This window comes from Streptomyces sp. NPDC001532, from assembly GCF_040298625.1.
In the GTDB taxonomy this organism is placed as follows: Bacteria; Actinomycetota; Actinomycetes; order Streptomycetales; family Streptomycetaceae; genus Streptomyces.
This window is the reverse complement of record NZ_JBEPAL010000002.1, coordinates 239,157-254,070: the sequence shown is the minus strand read 5'-3', so window position 1 is coordinate 254,070 and position 14,914 is coordinate 239,157. Positions and strand designations below refer to the sequence as shown.

Annotated in this window: 12 protein-coding genes; 3 read left to right on the top strand and 9 right to left on the bottom strand. The window is 74.2% G+C overall.

From position 1 onward, the window contains the following. The first annotated feature begins 98 nt into the window (after positions 1-98). The gene (locus tag ABT232_RS03790) at positions 99-650 is read left to right on the top strand and encodes a hypothetical protein (protein WP_351835367.1); all 552 of its coding nucleotides are present in this window, start codon (positions 99-101) and stop codon (positions 648-650) included. 100 nt (positions 651-750) lie between these two features. Here ABT232_RS03790 and ABT232_RS03785 read toward each other — a convergent pair whose 3' ends face one another. From ABT232_RS03785 to ABT232_RS03745, 9 genes are all read right to left on the bottom strand, one after another. Further along, positions 751-930 (bottom strand): hypothetical protein, encoded by a 180-nt coding sequence (locus tag ABT232_RS03785; protein ID WP_351835365.1) that lies wholly within the window; start codon positions 928-930, stop codon positions 751-753. Between the two features lie 204 nt (positions 931-1,134). Beyond that, entirely contained in the window at positions 1,135-4,095 is a 2,961-nt protein-coding gene (gene afsR / locus ABT232_RS03780; RefSeq protein ID WP_351835362.1) for an SARP-family global regulator AfsR, read from the bottom strand. 178 nt (positions 4,096-4,273) lie between these two features. Next, positions 4,274-5,230, bottom strand: coding sequence for a Fe(II)-2OG oxygenase family protein (locus ABT232_RS03775; protein ID WP_351835360.1), 957 nt, complete (start codon positions 5,228-5,230; stop codon positions 4,274-4,276). Positions 5,231-5,315: 85 nt separating this feature from the next. Then, positions 5,316-6,068 (bottom strand): sulfite exporter TauE/SafE family protein, encoded by a 753-nt coding sequence (locus tag ABT232_RS03770; protein WP_351835359.1) that lies wholly within the window; start codon positions 6,066-6,068, stop codon positions 5,316-5,318. Between the two features lie 42 nt (positions 6,069-6,110). Next, positions 6,111-6,869 (bottom strand): SDR family NAD(P)-dependent oxidoreductase, encoded by a 759-nt coding sequence (locus ABT232_RS03765; RefSeq protein WP_351835356.1) that lies wholly within the window; start codon positions 6,867-6,869, stop codon positions 6,111-6,113. A 92-nt stretch (positions 6,870-6,961) separates the two neighbouring features. Further along, the gene (locus ABT232_RS03760; protein WP_351835354.1) at positions 6,962-7,339 is read right to left on the bottom strand and encodes a cupin domain-containing protein; all 378 of its coding nucleotides are present in this window, start codon (positions 7,337-7,339) and stop codon (positions 6,962-6,964) included. 95 nt (positions 7,340-7,434) lie between these two features. Continuing rightward, positions 7,435-8,694 carry a diaminobutyrate--2-oxoglutarate transaminase gene (gene ectB, locus ABT232_RS03755; RefSeq protein ID WP_351835351.1) on the bottom strand — a complete coding sequence of 420 codons (1,260 nt, stop codon included), beginning with the start codon at positions 8,692-8,694 and terminating at the stop codon, positions 7,435-7,437. Between the two features lie 28 nt (positions 8,695-8,722). After that, positions 8,723-10,048, bottom strand: coding sequence for a lysine N(6)-hydroxylase/L-ornithine N(5)-oxygenase family protein (locus ABT232_RS03750; protein ID WP_351835348.1), 1,326 nt, complete (start codon positions 10,046-10,048; stop codon positions 8,723-8,725). Then, a complete protein-coding gene (locus ABT232_RS03745) occupies positions 10,045-12,018 on the bottom strand; it encodes a class I tRNA ligase family protein (RefSeq protein WP_351835345.1) in 1,974 nt (657 codons plus the stop codon). The genes ABT232_RS03750 and ABT232_RS03745 overlap by 4 nt, the downstream gene beginning before the upstream one ends. 153 nt (positions 12,019-12,171) lie before the next feature. Between ABT232_RS03745 and ABT232_RS03740 the strand changes: the two genes are divergently transcribed. Both ABT232_RS03740 and ABT232_RS03735 read left to right on the top strand, forming a co-directional pair. Further along, positions 12,172-13,014, top strand: a complete 843-nt coding sequence (locus ABT232_RS03740) for a GNAT family N-acetyltransferase (RefSeq protein ID WP_351835343.1) — start codon at positions 12,172-12,174, stop codon at positions 13,012-13,014. 8 nt (positions 13,015-13,022) lie between these two features. Beyond that, complete coding sequence (locus ABT232_RS03735; protein ID WP_351835340.1) at positions 13,023-14,888, top strand: FAD/NAD(P)-binding protein; 1,866 nt, start codon at positions 13,023-13,025, stop codon at positions 14,886-14,888. The last annotated feature ends 26 nt before the right edge of the window (positions 14,889-14,914 follow it).

The window sequence follows — 14,914 nt, the reverse complement described above, 5'->3', positions numbered from 1 at the left end:
TACGCCCGGTGGACGGACGCCGCCAGAGGGGCCCCGAGCCCTGCGCTAGCCTGTCGCGGGCATGTCAGCAAACTGATCCGTCACGGGGGCCGATCACCATGAAGCTTCGCCATGTCCGGGCCGTCGCCGTTCTCCTCGGCGTCACCGTCGCGCTCACCGGAGCCCGCCACTCCGGTGGCGGCGGCTGCGGCGGCGGCTCCAACTCGTCCAGCTCGTCCAGCGGCTCCGGCGGCACGACCGGCGGCCACTACGACTCGGACGACGACTACGACACGGACTACGACTCCGACTACGACTCCGGCTCCGGATACGACTACGGCTCCGGCGTCACGCCCGACGAGACCTCCGGCAGCGGAACCGGCGGCGAGGCCGCGGGACTCGAGGACGCCACGGTGAAACTGGTCGACTGCGTCACCGGGAAGGCCCCGTACGCCCGGGTCGAGATCACCAACCCCAACGCGAGCACCGCGCAGTTCGCCGTCGACGTCACCTTCGAGAACCGCTCCGGCGGTGCGGTCAAGCAGGAGACCTGGTACCTCGAAGTACGCGGCGCGGACACGCTCACCGCCGACATCCGGATGAACAACACGTCCCGCGCCCGCGAGGCGACGCACTGCGCGGTCGACGAGTACGCGGAGCCGCAGGTCTGAGCCGGCGGGGCGCGGCGCGGTCCGCGCCCGGACACACCTCGGCCGCGGCGGTCTCCCCTCCGGGCCGCCGCGGCCGATTCCCCCGGTGCCGACCGGCTGACTAGCTCGGCTCGGACGTGATGTGGGTGTTGTCCGGCTTGGTCTCCCCGCTGTCACCCGTGCCGGCGTCGGCGTCGGTGATGTGCGTGTTGAGCGGCTTGACCTCGGTGCCGGCCGGGGCGTCGGTGATGTGGGTGTTGAGCGGCTTGATGACCGGCTCGTCCTTGCTGGCGTCGCTCATGCGGTGTCTCCCTTGATACGTGGTGCCTTCGAGCTGTGGAGGGCCCGTCCGGTCACTCCCCCGAGCGTGACCGGACGGGCCTCTCGAAACCGCCTCACTCTAGATCGCGAGCGGGGCGACCTCACGAGCGGTCCGCCTGCCCCCCGACGCGACGGCCCCGCAACAACGAGAGTGGCGGGCCGTGATAAACGAACGATGAACGCCTCACCGCGCGGACCCGGCCACGTCGGCCGGTGCCAGCAGCGTCCGTACCTCCGCCGCCTCGGGGGAGTTCAGCCGCTCGTAGATGCCGAGTGCCTCGCTCCAGCAGACCCGGGCCCGGCCCGACTGCCCGATCCCGGTCAGCGCCTTGCCGAGGACGGTGAGGACGTTGCCCCGGCGCCACTCGCCGCCGATCTCCTTGAGCGGGCCCAGCGCCATCTCGGCGTTGGCCGCCGCCTGGGCGGGGCGCTGCGCCAGCAGGTCCACCTCGGCGAGACGGAAGAGCGTCATGCCCTCCCACAGCCGCTGGCGACTGGCCCGGAAGACCGGGAGCGCCTGCCGCAGATGTGCGGTCGCGTCGGCCGGCCGGCCGCTCTTGCTGAGGGCCATCCCGAGCGCGTAGTGACCGTTGGCCGCCTTCAGCAGATGGCCGAGTCCTTCGTACGTCTCGGTGCCCTGCCGGGCGAGGTGGACGGCGCTCTCGGCGCGCCCGGTCTCCAGGTGCAGGCGGGAGAGGTTGCACAGGGCGGCCGCCGCGCCCGACAGATCGCCGCACGAACGGAACTCCGCGACCGCTCGCTCCAGGTGTTCCTCGGCCTCGTCGTACCGGCTCTGGTAGAAGGCGAAGACGCCGAGGAGGTTCGCCGCCCAGCAGCACGGCATCGGGTCCGAGGCGGCCTCCGCGAGCCTGAGCGCCTGGCGGGCCTCCATGGCGGCCTGGTCGAACTGGCCCGACCAGTGCCGGGCGTTGGCGAGGATGAGGAGCGCCCGGCCCTCGGACCGGCCGTCGGACGCGTCCCGCGCGGCGTCGCGCAGGGCCTCGGCCACGGCCTCGTACTCCTTCGGGTTCGCCCCCGACTCGGCGAGGTCGACCGCGGCCCACAGCAGGTCGACGGCGCGCCGGAGCGAGTCGCCGCCGGTCGACTGGCGTACACAGGCCAGGACGGGTGCGGCCTCGGAGTAGAGCCAGTCCCGCGCCGTGTGGCGGTCGGGGAACGTGAGCCCGAGGGTGTGGGTCTCGGCGAGGTGGTCCACCAGCCGGTCGCCCGGCCGTTCGATCGCGTACACCCCCGCCGCCGTGGCCAGGTAGAAGTCCAGGAGGCGGGAGAGGGCCGCCTCGCGTTCGCTCGGGGGTTCCTCGTCGCGTTCGGCGCAGGCACGCGCGTAGAGGCGGACCAGGTCGTGGAAGCGGTAGCGGCCGGGGGCCGCGGACTCCAGGAGGGAGGTGTCGACGAGGGATTCGAGGAGGTCCTCGGTCTCGTCCGCGGGAAGGTTCAGGACCGCCGCGGCGGCGGTGAGGGAGATGTCGGGGCCGTCGGCGAGGCCGAGCAGGCGGAAGGCGCGGGCCTGGGCGGGTTCGAGCTGGCCGTAGCCGAGTTCGAAGGTGGCCTTGACGGCGAGGTCGCCGGCCTGGAGTTCGTCCAGTCTGCGGCGTTCGTCGGCGAGCTTCGCCGCCAGCACCGAGACCGTCCAGGTGCGGCGGGCCGCCAGCCGGGAGGCGGCGATACGGATCGCCAGCGGCAGGAATCCGCAGGCCGCCACGACGTCGAGGGCCGCCTCGCGTTCGGACGCCACCCGTTCCGCGCCGACGATCCTGGTGAAGAGGGCCAGTGCCTCGTCGGGCGACATCACGTCCAGGTCGACCAGGTGCGCTCCCGCCAGCCCGACCATGCGGACGCGGGAGGTGACCAGAGCGGCGCAGCCGTCGGTGCCGGGCAGCAGCGGGCGGATCTGCGCGGCGTCCTTGGCGTTGTCCAGCAGCACCAGCACCCGGCGCCCGTCGAGGACCGAGCGGTACAGCGCCGAACGCTCCTCCAGGGAGTCCGGGATCGACGGGTCCGGGGTGCCCAGGGCGCGCAGGAACGAGCCGAGGACCGTCTCGGGCTCCGCCGCTCTCGGGCCCGCGCCCTGGAGGTCCACGTACAGCTGGCCGTCCGGGAACGCCTGCCGCGCCTGGTGCGCGACGTGCACCGCCAGGGTGGTCTTGCCGACGCCGCCGATGCCCGCCAGCGCCGACACCGCCATCACCCGGCCCTCGGCGGAGGTCAGTACCTCGCTCAGCTCGGACACCAGGGAGGAGCGGCCGGTGAAGTCGGGGACGGTGGCGGGCAGCTGGGCCGGGCGGACGGCGACCACGGCCGGTTCGGCGGCCGGGGCCGACGGCTCGGCGAGGCCGGGGTCGGCGCGCAGGATGCGCTGCTGGAGTTCGCGCAGACCGGGGCGGGGGTCGACGCCCAGCTCGTCGGCGAGCAGGCGGCGGGTGTCGGCGTACACGGCCAGCGCCTCGGCCTGGCGGCCGCTGCGGTACAGCGCGAGCATCAGCAGCTCGCGCAGGCGCTCCCGCAGGGGGTGCGCGGCGGTGAGCGCGGTCAGTTCGGAGACGGCCTCGGCGTGGCAGCCCTGTTCCAGGTCCATGTCGAGCCGGGTCTCGAGGAGTCGCAGGCGCCACTCCTCCAGGCGGACGCGCTGCGCCTCGGCGTACGGGCCGGGCACCCCGGCCAGGGTCTCGCCGTCCCACCGGGCGAGCGCCCGGTTCAGCACCTCCCGGGCGTGGCACAGGTCCCCGGCGGCCTTCGCCCGGTCCGCCTGCGCGGCGAGTTCCTGGGCGGCGGCGAGGTCCAGCGCGCCGTCGCCGAGGCCGCGGATGGCGTAGCCGCCGGACTCGCTGACCAGCACGGTGGCGTCGAGCGCCTTGCGCAGCCGGGAGGCGTAGGTGCGGACCGCGGCCAGCGCCTGCGACGGCGGTTCGTCGCCCCACAGCGCGTCGATCAGCTCGGCGGCCGTCGCCGTGCGGCCCTCGCGCAGCAGCAGGGCGGCCAGCAGGGCGCGTTGCTGGGGCGAGCCGGTGTTCAGCGGTTCGTCGCCGCGCCAGGCGCGCACCGGCCCGAGTACGCCGAAGCGCAGCGCCGCCGGTTCCATCGAGCCCGGACGCCGCTGCGCCGGCACTCGCGGTACCCCGTCCATCGCCGTCCCCCTAGACATCCTGAGCAACCCTGTCAGTTTGCCTTGTTCATGGCGGATGCGTCAGCCGGGCGAGAGGGCGATCACAAGGCGGTACACCGGGCCTCCACGGCCTCTTCGCACCGTCGTGACGGAAACGACGGTGCGAAGAGGCTTCGGCGCGGTGCCGCCTGACGGCGGCTCAGCCGGCGTAGAGGCGGCGCAGCCAGCGGGCGTGGCCGGGCGGTGCGGGGGTGAAGCCGACCCTGCGGTGCAGGGTGCGGTAGTTGTCGAAGGCGAGGAAGTCCCCGGCGCCGAGCACCAGGCTCTCGTGGGGCGCGTCGGCGAGGAGTTCGGTGAAGCGGGCCAGCGGGGCCACTCCGGCGGCACCGGCGGCGGTGGTGTGGCCGCGGTCGAAGCGGACCCGGCCGGCCGCGTCCAGCAGCGGCACCGAGGCCAGGGTCTCGCCGGAGCGGTTGGAGTCCGGGGCGGTGACGTCGTAGAGCGGTTCGGCGAGCGCGGACCGCAGGCCGGCGTCGAGGACGCGTTCCAGGTAGGGCAGCGGCATGACGTCGGTGGGGACGGCCTCCTCGTTGCGGATGCCGGTGAAGGTCAGGTAGCGCGGCACGTAGCGGCGCGGGTCGGTGCCGGGCTCGCCGAACTCCAGGTGCGGGTTGTCGGTGTGCCAGAAGAACTCGGTGTCGGCACCCCACGAGCTGGTGGTGCCGGCCGCCGCGGGATTGGGCACGACGTTGCGCATCAGATGGCCGGCGTTCTCGTACTCGACGGCGAACGGCGCGAGGCCCATCAGCTGGACGATGCCCATGTGCAGGGCGTTGAGCGCGGACAGCTCCCGTTCGGCGCACCAGCCGGCGGTGGGTGAGGCGGGCCAGGAGGGCTGGCGGGGCAGGTTGCGGACGACGACGACGGAGGCGCCGGAGCGCGGGAAGCGGCGGATCTCGTCGATCAGCTCGCCGGGTGCCGAGGAGGCCAGCGCCTCGGCGCCGATCCGGGCGAGGATGCCTGGTTCGCGGTCCGGGTCCAGACCGTCCGGCGGCAGCGCGGCGGCGATCCGTTCGCCGACCCGGGCCGACTCGGCGTCGGTGAGCTCCAGTTCGACGACCGGCCGCAAGGCGGTCATGCTCATGCCAGAAGACATGCGGGTGTTTCCCCCTAGTGATTCGTTCCGCCGGACGGCTGCCCGGCGGTTGTCGGACGGCGGTCCGACGGCTGCCCGGCGGGCGTCAGACGACGTAGCGCAGGGTCAGCGAGACGAACAGCACCGACAGCGAGGCGACGAGCGTCGCGCGGACGATCTTCGCGCCGCCCTTCACGGCGACCTTGCTGCCGATCCAGTTGCCGGCGATGTTCATCAGCAGCATCGGGATGCCGACCAGCCACAGGATGTGGCCGGAGATCACGAAGGCGATCAGCGCGCCCACGTTGGACGCCAGGTTGAACACCTTCGACGTGGCCGAGGACTCCAGCAGGCCCATCCGCAGCACCAGATGGAAGCCGAGGATCAGCATCGATCCGGTACCGGGCCCGAAGAAGCCGTCGTAGAAGCCGATGCCGAAGCAGAGCAGGGGCGTCCACAGCCACAGGGTGGCGCCGTGCAGCTCGGTCATGGTCTCGGCGCGGCGGTTGCGCTTGGGCAGCAGCGTCAGCAGCAGACCGAACGGGATCAGGAAGGTGACGATCTTCCCGATGGTCTGGGCGTCGAAGGCGAGGATCACCTTGGCGCCGACGAAGGCACCGGCCAGCGCGAACACCACGCCCGCGCCGACCAGCCGCCACACCACCTTCTTGCTGCGGGCGAAGTTCCACAGCGCGGCCAGCGTGCCCACCGTGCTCACGTACTTCTCGGTGCCGAGGGCCAGTTGCGGCGAATAGCCGGCGAACAGCACCGCGGGGACGAGGATCAGCGCGCCGCCGCCGGCGATGCTGTCGATGAATCCCGCGATGAAGGCCGCGAGGGAGAGCAGCCCGATTTCCATGGTCGTTCCTTCTGGTCGGGAGGGGGCCGCGAGGCCGCGGCCTCAGGGTCTGCGGTGCACCTTGTGCTGGGCGGCCTGGGCGAGCGGGCGGACCACGAGGAGGTCGACGTTGACGTGCGCGGGCCGGGTCACCGCCCAGCCGATCGTGTCGGCGACGTCCTCGGCGGTCAGCGGCTCGGTGACGCCCGCGTAGACGGCGGCCGCCTTCTCCGGGTCCCCGCGGAAGCGGTTCACCGCGAACTCGTCGGTGCGGACCATGCCCGGCGCGATCTCCACCACCCGCACCGGCGTCCCGCACAGCTCCAGCCGCAGGGTGCCGGCCAGCGCGTGGGCGCCGTGCTTGGCGGCGACATAGCCGCCGCCGCCCTCGTAGGCCGTGAAGGCGGCGGTGGAGGAGAGCACCACGACCGTGCCCTCGGCCGCGGTCAGCGCGGGCAGCAGCGCCTGGGTGACGTGCAGCGTGCCGAGCACGTTCACCTCGAACATGTGCCGCCAGTCGGCCGGGTCGGCCTCGGCGACGGACTCGGCGCCGAGGGCTCCGCCCGCGTTGTTCACCAGGACGTCGACCCGGTCCAGGGTCGCGGCGAAGGCCTGGACGGCGTCCCGGTCGGTGATGTCGAGCGGGTGCACGGCGGCCTGGCCGCCGGCCGCCTCGATCTCCTTGGCGACGGTCTCCAGACGGTCGGCGCGACGGCCGGTGAGGACCACACGGTGGCCTTCGGCGGCCAGTCGCCGCGCGGTGGCGGCACCGATACCGCTGCCGGCGCCGGTGACCACGGCGGTCGGGGTGGTGCTGGGCATGAGGGGCTCCTGAACGGACGGGAAGTGATGGATCGGTGGGGCGGTGGGGTGCTGGGGCGCTGGGGCGCTGGGGCGCTGGGTCGATGGGGCGGTCAGTGCGCCGAGTCGACGACGAACACCTTGCGCACGGTCTCGGTGACCTCCCACTCCGTGCGGTCGCCGGACCGGAAGGCGGCGACGGCACCGGGGGAGAGGACCAGCTCGGGTCCGCCCTCGACACGCACGCGGGCGTGGCCGCGCAGCACGACGAGGGTCTCGTTGCGCGGGAAGTTCCAGGTGAAGCGGCCCGGCTCGCACTCCCAGACGCCGCGTACGACGGCCCGGTCGGCGGCGGCCCACAGCACGGCGGTGCTCATCCGGGGGTCGCCTTCGAGGACTTCGCCGGGGAAGCCGCCGGAATCGGGGACGAGGTCCACGTCCTCGACGGGGACGGAGAAGGGGGCGGCCAGGGTGCTGGGCGCGGTGGTCATGACGGGGGGCTCCTGAGGGACGGGCGGCTCCGGTGGCCAGAGCCAGGCGGGAAGGTCACGGGCGGTGCCGGTGCGGCCGGGGCGGACCGCGCCGCTCATGCGGCCAGCGGCACCCGGGCGGACGCGGACGTCACCGCCGCCACCGACTCCTCCAGCAGCGTCAGGCCCTCCTCCAGCTCCGCGTCCGACACGGTCAGCGGCGGCAGCAGCTTGACCACCTCGCCGCGGGCACCGGAGGTCTCCACCAGCAGGCCCCGCTCGAAGGCCGCCTGGCTGACCCGCCCGGCGAGCGTCGGATCGTCGAACTCGACGCCCCACACCAGGCCCCGCCCCCGCACCCGGGCGCCGGGCAGCTCGCGCAGCCGGGCCCCGACCTGCTCGGCGCGCAGCAGGGTGCGCCGCTCCAGGGCGCGGTCCTGCCAGAACTCGCGCAGCGCCGCGGCCGCGGTGACGAACGCCAGGTTGTGGCCGCGGAACGTGCCGTTGTGCTCGCCCGGCGCCCACACGTCCAGCTCGGGACGGAACAGGGTGAGGGCGAGGGGCAGGCCGTAGCCGCTGAGCGCCTTGGACAGGCAGACGATGTCCGGCACCACACCGGAGGCCTCGAAGCTGAAGAACCCGCCGGTGCGCCCGCAGCCCATCTGGACGTCGTCGACGATCAGCAGCATGTCGTGCCGGCGGCACACCAGGGACAGCTCGCGCAGCCACTCGGCGGACGCCACATGGACGCCGCCCTCGCCCTGGACGGTCTCCACGATCACCGCGGCCGGCCGGTCCAGGCCGCTGTTGCCGCTGGACAGCATGGCGTCCAGGAGCGCGGGACCGTCGACCGCGCCGCCCGCGAACCCGTCGTACGGGATGCGGTGGACATGGCCCAGGCCCACTCCGGCGCCGGCGCGCTTGGCCTCGTTGCCGGTGACCGCGAGGGAACCCAGCGACATGCCGTGGAAGGCGCCGGTGAACGCCACCACGGTCTGCCGGCCGGTGACCTTGCGGGCCAGCTTCAGCGCGGCCTCGACGGTGTTGGTGCCGGTCGGGCCGGGGAACTGCACCCGGTAGTCCAGGCCGCGCGGGGCGAGGACGTGCTGCTGGAGGGCGCGCAGGAAGTCGGTGCGGGCTGCGGTGAACAGGTCCAGGCTGTGGGTGATGCCGTCGTCCTCCAGGTACGACAGCAGGGCCCGCTTCAACGGCGCCGGATTGTGGCCGTAGTTGAGGGTGCCCGCCCCGGCGAAGAAGTCCAGGTACGAGCGTCCGCGCGCGTCCTGGACGCGGGAGCCGCGGGCGTGGGTGAACAGCGTGGGCCAGTCACGGCTGTAGCTGCGTACTTCCGATTCCGGCGCGACGTCCGGGTGCATGGGGTGTCTCCTAGAGGGTGACGTCGGTTCAGGCCGCGAGCGGGAGCGGGGTGTCCGTGACGGTCGCGGAGGGCAGCTTGCGCAGGGCGCCGGTGAGGATCCCGGCGCGCAGCGACAGCAGGCTGAACGAGCCCGCGTCGCCGATGCCGTGCGAGGACTCGCACAGGCCGTTGAGGAAGAGCGGCGGCGTGGCGCCGGCGGCGGCCGGCTCGGCCAGGTACTCGGCGGAGACGCGCAGATAGCCGTCGGCGTCGTAGGCGAACCGGTCGGCGAGGCCGGCCACCGCCCTCGGGAAGCGGTCCTGCCGCTCGCCGGGGCCCAGGTCGCGGAAGCCGGTGGCGAGGACCACCAGGTCGGCGGTGTCCTGCTCGGTCTGTCCGGTCACCGTCTCGCGCGCCACCAGGCGGACCCCGTCGGGGCCGGGCAGCGCCTCGGTGAGGTGCCGGTTGCCGAGGACGCGGATGCGGGGGTCGCCGTCCAGGCGCTGCTCGTACATCTTCACGTAGAGCTCGCGCAGCACGTCGCCGTCGGCCGCCGAGTAGTTCGTGGGGCGCATGTAGGCGTCGAGGGTGCGCTTGGCCTGCCGGGAGGCCTGGTAGTAGTACTCGGTGAAGCGCGGGAAGTAGCCCTCCTCGCTGAACGGGCTGGTGTCCTTCTCGCGCAGCGAGTGCGAGCGCGACCACACGGTGATCCGGGCGTCCGGGAAGCGGTGCGACAGGTCCAGGGTCAGCTCGACCGCGCTCTGGCTGCCGCCGACGATCGCGATGTTCCGCGGCGCCTCGGGCAGGGCGGCCAGCGTCGGCAGGAAGCGCGTCAGATGGCAGACGCGCGGGTCGTCCAGCGCGTCGAACGGGGCCGGCACGTACGGGGCGCGGCCGGTGCCGACCACCAGGGTCCGCGCGAACCGCTCCCGTCCGCCCGCGTCGGTGACCCGGTAGACCGGGCCGTCCTCGCCGGGCACCACCGCGACGTCGGTGACCGTCGTGCCGTATTCCACCCGGTCGGCGAAATGCCCGGCGACCCAGTCGATGTACTGGGCGTATTCCTTGCGCAGCGGGAATTCCGACGGCAGGTTCAGATGGTCGAGAAGGCGGCCGTGCTCGAAAAGGAAGTTGATGAAACTGAACCGGCTGCGCGGATTGCGCAGCGACACCAGATCCCGCACCGGATGATTCTGGATGTCGGAACCCGGCAGCATCATTCCGCTCTGCCACGGAGTGTGCGCCGCGGCGGATTCCAGGAACAGCGCGTCGACCTCCGCGCCCTCCTCCTCCAGCGCGATGGCGAGCGCCAGATTCGCGGGGCCGAAACCGATGCCGATGACGTCGTGGAGGTGGCTGATCGGGCTGCTCATATCTCATCCTCGGTGCGGGCGCGGAAAGCGGGGGAGGGGAATTCGGGGGTGGTGCCGGACGGCAGGAAGGTCCAGGCCGCCTCGCGCACCGGGACGGCGGGCAGGCCCAGCCAGCTCTGCACGTCCTCGGCGAGGCCCGGCAGCACCGGCCAGGCGAGCGCGGCGAACACCTTCGCCGCCAGGTACTCCAGGGCGAGGCTGGTGCGGATCTCCTCGGCCTGCGAGCGGATGCCGCGCAGCGGCTCCTCGGTGGCCCGGAACTCCTCGGCGCGCTCCACCAGCCCGTCCAGCAGCCGGATGTAGCCGCGCGCGGAGAACGCGGCCGGCAGCAGCAGCCCGTCCAGCTCCTCGGTCACCGACTGGAGGTAGCGGTAGAACTCGCGCTGCGCGTCCGTCCACGCCCCGGTGCCCGGCACCTGCTGCCCGTGCCGCTTGGCGAGGCCGGCGAAGCCGCCCAGCCAGCCGCGGGCCGCCCGGTACAGCGGGTCGTCGGCGCAGGCCTCCGCGGTCGCCCGGTCCACGCTGGTCTCCCGGCCCTCGGGCGCGGCCCGCAGCAGCGCGAGGCGCACCGCGTCCGGGTCGGCGCCGGCGAGCGCGTCGTCCGCCCACACCGCGTGGCCGCGGCTGGTGGAGAACTTGGCGCCGTCCAGCTGGAGGAAGCGGTTGGTGACGTACGACGTCGGCAGGTACGCCTCGGTGCCGGTGGCGAACGCCAGCGCCGGCAGCAGCACCGCGTAGTAGAAGCCGTTGTCCAGGCCGAGGAAGAGCGCGGTGTCCGCGAGGCCGTGCTCCTCGCTCTCCGCGCGGCTGGCGTCCAGGAACGTCAGCGCCAGGTCCGCCCACGGGTCCAGCCGCTGCGCCGGGTCGTCACCGACCGGCACACCCCAGTCGGTGGTGCGGGTCAGGCGGTACGGCGACAGGCCGCCCGGCTCGTCCAGCAGCCGCTCCACCACGTCCCGCAGATCGGGCGAGAGGGCGGTGCGGGCCAGCCGCTCGCGCAGCCGGCCGGTGAAGGCGGCCAGGTCCAGCCACAGGCCGGTCTCCGCCCGCTCCGAGGCGGCGGCGCCGCAGATCCGGCAGTGCGCGTCGAGCAGCTCGCGCGCCTGGTTGGGGCGGGCGCAGGCCTCGCAGATCTCACCGTCGCTGCTCTCCCGGCAGCTCGGGCAGGTGCCGCGGGCGAACGCCTGGAAGAGGCTGAGGTCGCAGTCGGCGCAGTAGGCGGTGGCCTCGGTGCGCACCGAGACGGCCGGGGAGGCGGCGAGCCGGCCGAACCAGTCCCGCATCCGCTCGGCGTGCCCCGGGTCGGTGTCCGGGCGGGTGGTCCGGTCCAGCTCGACACCCGCCGCCCGCAGGGTGCGCACGATCCGGTCGCCCTGCTCGCCGGCGACCGCGGACGGCGTGGTGCCGGTGAGGCGGGCGGCGGCGGCGACGTACGACTGGTGGTCGTCGGTGCCGGTGACATAGCGGGCCGGGCGGCCCAGCGAGCGCAGGGCGCGGGCGAAGACGTCCGCGCGGACGTACGGTCCGGCCAGATGACCGAGGTGCAGACCGCCGTTGGGGGTGGGCGGCGGGCAGAACACACGGGCCGCCCGCGGCAGCTGACCGCGCGCCGGAAGCTCCTCCAGCGCCCGCGCGGCGGCCTGCGGGTTGTCCCAGTAGACGGAGACCAGATCGAAGGGCTCGTCGGACGCGTTCCGGATCTCGTGGAAGGTGAACGGCGTCAGATGGACGGCGTCGCCTTTTCTCAGCGTGCGCTCCTCCTCGCCGAGCACCACCACGGCCTCGCCGCCCAGCACGAAGAAGATTTCCCCGTCCTGGTGGGAATGGCGCTTGGAGGTGCTGTGGGCCGGAACACTGCCGAAGACCGAACCGAAAGGAAGTCCGGGAATGTCTTCGCCGCTCAGCAGGGACTGGATGTGCATCTCGTAGGACCAGTTCATCAGGTCCCGGTCGAACCGTCGCGTAATCACCCGACGAGCATGACCGGCCGACCGGCCCGCGGAGAAGGCGAACAGGGCGGCCAAATGCTGCCGTGACCCCTGGCGGACAGCTCGGGCGCCGCGCCGCGGAAAAACGGGCTGGCATGGTGAGGGCGGTCCGTCACCCAGCTCGAAAGGGGACCCATGAGTGACCCGATCCGCCGCCTGACACCAAACGACATACCGGACTGTGTCGCCCTCGCCGTCGACCGCGGCTGGCCCGCCGAACCGCGCCGCTGGGCGCTGCTGCTGGACATCGGCGAGGGCTGGGGCGTCACCGCCGCCGACGGCTCGCTGATCGCGTCGGTCGTCCTCACCCGGCACGGCCGGGTCGGTGCCGTCGGCATGATGCTGGTGGCGTCCGCGCACGAGCGGCGCGGCCTCGGCCGCCGGCTGATGGAGCAGGTGCTGCGCGCGGCGGAGCCGCTGGACAGCGTGTTCCTGTACGCCACCCCGGCCGGACGGCCGCTGTACGAACGGCTGGGCTTCCGGAAGGTGCGCGAAGTCGCCAACCACATCGGCGCGTTCGTCCCGGACGCGACGCCGGCCGAGGTCGTGACCGTGCCGCTGCCGCCGGGCGCCGAGGGCGAACTGCACGCCCTGGACACGGACGTCCTCGGCTTCGACCGCGCCCGGCTCCTCAAGGCCCTGCCGCGGTTCGCCGAGCGGATCAGGGTCGTCCGGCACCCCGAGCACGGCCACGTCACCGCCTACGCCGCCGCCTGGCACAACGCCGGCCGGCTCGCCGTGGGCCCGGTCGTCGCCCCCGACCCGCCCACCGCGCGGGTCCTGATCACCGACCTCGCCGCCGGCGCCGGGCTCCCGGTCCGCCTGGAGTGCGCGCTCGACGCCGGCCCCGCGCTGCGCGCCTGGGCGGCGGAGCGAGGACTGGCCGAGGTGGACCGCAGCACGGTGCTGGTGCGCGGCCGGGACCTGCCGACCGACGGCACGCGCATGGTCGCGCCGTTCATGCAGACGCTGGGATGAGACACGCCATGACCTACCGCATCGCCGTCGTCGGCACCGGCCCGCGCGGCCTCGCCGTCCTCGAACGCCTCGCGGCCCGGCTCGCCGCACGGCCCGCCGGACACCGCCCCGTGGAGATCCACGCCGTCGACGACCACCGCCCCGGCCCCGGCCGGATCTGGCGGCCCGACCAGTCGCCGCTGCTGCTGATGAACACCCCGGCGGGCGACGTCACCCTGTTCTCCGGCCCCGCGGACGGCGGCCCCGCCCGCCCCGGCGCCGGGCCCACCCTCGCCGAGTGGTGGAGCGCCGAGGAACCGGGCGTCGGCGGGCCCGAGGCGTACGCGCCGCGGGCCCTGTACGGCCGCTACCTGGAGTTCGTCCTCGACGCGGTACGGCAGGCGCTGCCGGCCGGCGTCACCCTGCACACCGTCCGCGCCCGCGTGGACCGGCTGCGGCGGGCCCCCGGCGGCGGCTGGACGCTGCACCTCGCCGACGGCGGGCGGATCGGCGCCGACCGGGTGCTGCTCAGCACCGGCCACAGCCGCCCCCGCCCCGACCGCACCGCCCGCGAGCACTCCGCCTTCGCCGCCGCGCACGGACTGGCGTACGTGCCCGCCGACTCCGCCGCCGACATGGCGCTGGACGGCGTCCCGGCGGGCGCGCCGGTCGGTGTGATCGGGCTCGGCATGGCCTTCTACGACGTGATGGCGCTGCTCACCGAGGGGCGCGGCGGACGGTTCGTGCCCGAGGGGGACGGACTGCGCTACCGGCCCAGCGGCGCGGAACCGGTGCTGGTCGCCGGGTCGCGCAGCGGAGTGCCCATGCCGGCCCGCGGAGTGCACCAGAAACGGCCGGACTACGTGTACCGGCCGCGCCTGTTCACCTTCGACCGGGTGACCGCGCTGCGGGCGCGGGGCCGGATCGACTTCGACCGGGACCTGATGCCGTGGCTGCGGGCCGAACTCGGTCTCGTCCACCACGCCACCGCGCTGCGGGCCCGCCGCGGCGACGCGGGGCGGTTCACCGAGGCGGCCGTGCGGGCGGCCCTGGCCGAGCCCGCGGCACCCGACCTCGCGGTCGCGCGGGAGGCCGTGCGGCACGGCCTCGCCGACGCCGCCCCCGTCGACCTGACCGCCTGGGCCCGGCCCTTCGCCGGCGCCCGCTTCCCCGGCCGGGACGCCTACCGGCGGGCGCTCGCCGCCCACCTGGAGGAGGACCTGCGACGGTCGGTGCGCGGCAACGTCGACGACCCGGTGAAGGCGGCGGTGGAGCTGCTGCGGGTGGTGCGCGGGGTGCTGCGGGCCGCCGTGGACGGCTCCGGCCTCACCCCGCGCTCCCACGAGAAGGACTTCCTCGGCGTGTTCGCCCCGGTCTGCGCGCAGCTCTCCAGCGGCCCGCCGGTGTTCCGCCTCCGCCAGGTGCTGGCGCTGCTGGAGGCGGGGATCCTGCGCGTCCCCGGCCCCGGCACCCGGTTCGGCACCGACCCGGACGCCGGCCGCTTCACCGCCTGGTCACCGCAGGTCGACGAGGCGCCGCTCCGGCTGGCCGGCCTGATCGACGCCCGCGTCCCGGCCCCCGACGTCCGCCGCGACGCCTCCCCGCTCGTCCGGGACCTCTACGCCCACGGCACGCTCACCAGCTACGCCAACGGCACCTTCGACACCGGCGGAGTGGCCGTCACCGCCGCCCCCTTCCACCCCCTCGACACCCACGGCCGCCCCGTCACCGACCTGCACGTCACCGGCATCCCCCTGGAGGGCCCCCGCTGGTTCACCCAGGTCGGCAGCGGCCGCGCGGGCGCCGAGTGGAGCGACTTCACCCGCGACGCCGACACGGTCGCGGCGTCGCTCGCCGCCGCCGTGGCCACCGAGCGGGCACCGGCCGCCGCGTGACCCCGCCCGGCCCCGGGCCGGGCGGC